Source organism: Mesorhizobium sp. M4A.F.Ca.ET.020.02.1.1 (genome assembly GCF_004022645.1).
Lineage (GTDB): Bacteria > Pseudomonadota > Alphaproteobacteria > Rhizobiales > Rhizobiaceae > Mesorhizobium.
Genome location: NZ_RZOI01001074.1, coordinates 1 through 1,454, shown reverse-complemented (window position 1 = coordinate 1,454; position 1,454 = coordinate 1). Strand labels below are relative to the sequence as shown.

The following is a 1,454-nucleotide window of genomic DNA, read 5'->3' as shown; positions in this document are numbered from 1 at the left end:
GATCAGACTCGTTCAGGACAGCTTTCGCGAGGTCGTGCCGATCCGCGCGGCCGCCGCCGCCATATTTTATGAACGCCTGTTCGCCATCGACGGCGATCTTCGGGCGCTGTTCCCGGAAAGGGATATGACCCAGCAGGGCGCCAAGCTGATGGCGGCCCTCGGCTTCGTCGTGCATGGGCTGGACCGCGCCGAGACCATCCTGCCCACCGTGCGCGACCTCGCCAAGCGCCACGTCGGCTACGGCGTCGAGGAGCACCACTACCCGATCGTCGGCCAGGCCCTGATCGAGACGCTCGCCGCCGGCCTCGGCGAGGCCTTCACGCCGCCGGTGCGTGAAGCCTGGGAAGCAGCCTACGGCCTGCTCGCGAGTGTGATGATCGCGGCCGCGCGCGAGGTGCAGATCGCAGCGTGAGGGGACGGGATGGTCGAAGGCGACCAGAACCGTCTTACACCATTCCTTGACAGCTAAGGGGGCGCAAGGGATGGAAGATGGCCGACGCCACATTGGGCGGGGGGCGTTGGGGCATATGGCGCCGGCCAGGCGAACCGGGGTCCGCCACGCAATCCAAGCTAGCAGAGTTCTATTCGCGGCGTATGGCGTGATCGCGTAGGGGATATCTCCCCGAGGAGGGACATATTTTCTGGAAACGCGCCGGCGAGGCCTAAGGCCCCGGCGGCCGAAAAACCCAGCGGCCGGAAGGCGCATGGGCTCGGGGTTCGACCGCCGGGGTCTGACCTGCAAACGGGGTAGGTTTGCCGGCTGGAAAGATTGTAGGCCGCCCATGCATCACCGCTAAGTTGATAAAATGGCTGTGTTGCGGTTCCTGCCGTCCTCCAATCGGATGAGGCCCAGGTCGAATCCAGTCATGAACGATCGATGCCGGGGAGGCGCTTTGGCCACCCGTCGAGTGGCTTGCCCCAGGCGCCCCGGGATCCGATCCGCGGCCCAGCTCGGTCGATTGCCGTGCTCTTGATCAAGAGCTGTCGGCCACACGCTCGGCCATGGCCAACGCCTGCTGGTTCTAGAATTTCCGTCAGGCTGGGCAGTGCCGCTCCGCAACGGATGGCATCCAGCGCAACGCCAGGCTCTGCCCACTTACGCAAATTCATCCGGGTTTCATAAATCCGTTGCGGCGGTTTCGTACGAAGGGGACGGCTCGATTTTGAGGCCGCCCCTGGAAAAGGATGGAAAAAATGTCCAAGCTCCCCGGCAAGACCGAAACCATCGAAAACGTCGAATCCTCCACCTTCGACCCGTCCAAGGCTGTCGAGCAGGTCCGCGCTGCCGCCGAACAGAGCGTCGAACAGTCGAAGGAAGTCCTTTCCAAATTGAGTTCGGGCGCCGAAACGACTCAAAAGGCCCTCGAGTCGACCCTTGAAATGGCCAAGACCACCAGCAACGAGGTGTCCCTGCAGGCGATTGCCGCTCTGCGTGCCAATGCCGACGCCTACTT

1 protein-coding gene and 1 pseudogene are annotated in these 1,454 nt (G+C 63.5%); both read left to right on the top strand.

The genetic code is table 11. The features are described 5' to 3' along the window. The first annotated feature begins 1 nt into the window (after window position 1). Window positions 2-412: a globin family protein gene (locus tag EN742_RS34920; RefSeq protein WP_128333878.1), complete on the top strand. Its 411-nt coding sequence runs from the start codon at window positions 2-4 to the stop codon at window positions 410-412. A gap of 782 nt (window positions 413-1,194) precedes the next feature. Beyond that, window positions 1,195-1,454 (top strand): annotated as a pseudogene (locus EN742_RS34915) (phasin); the annotation flags it as partial.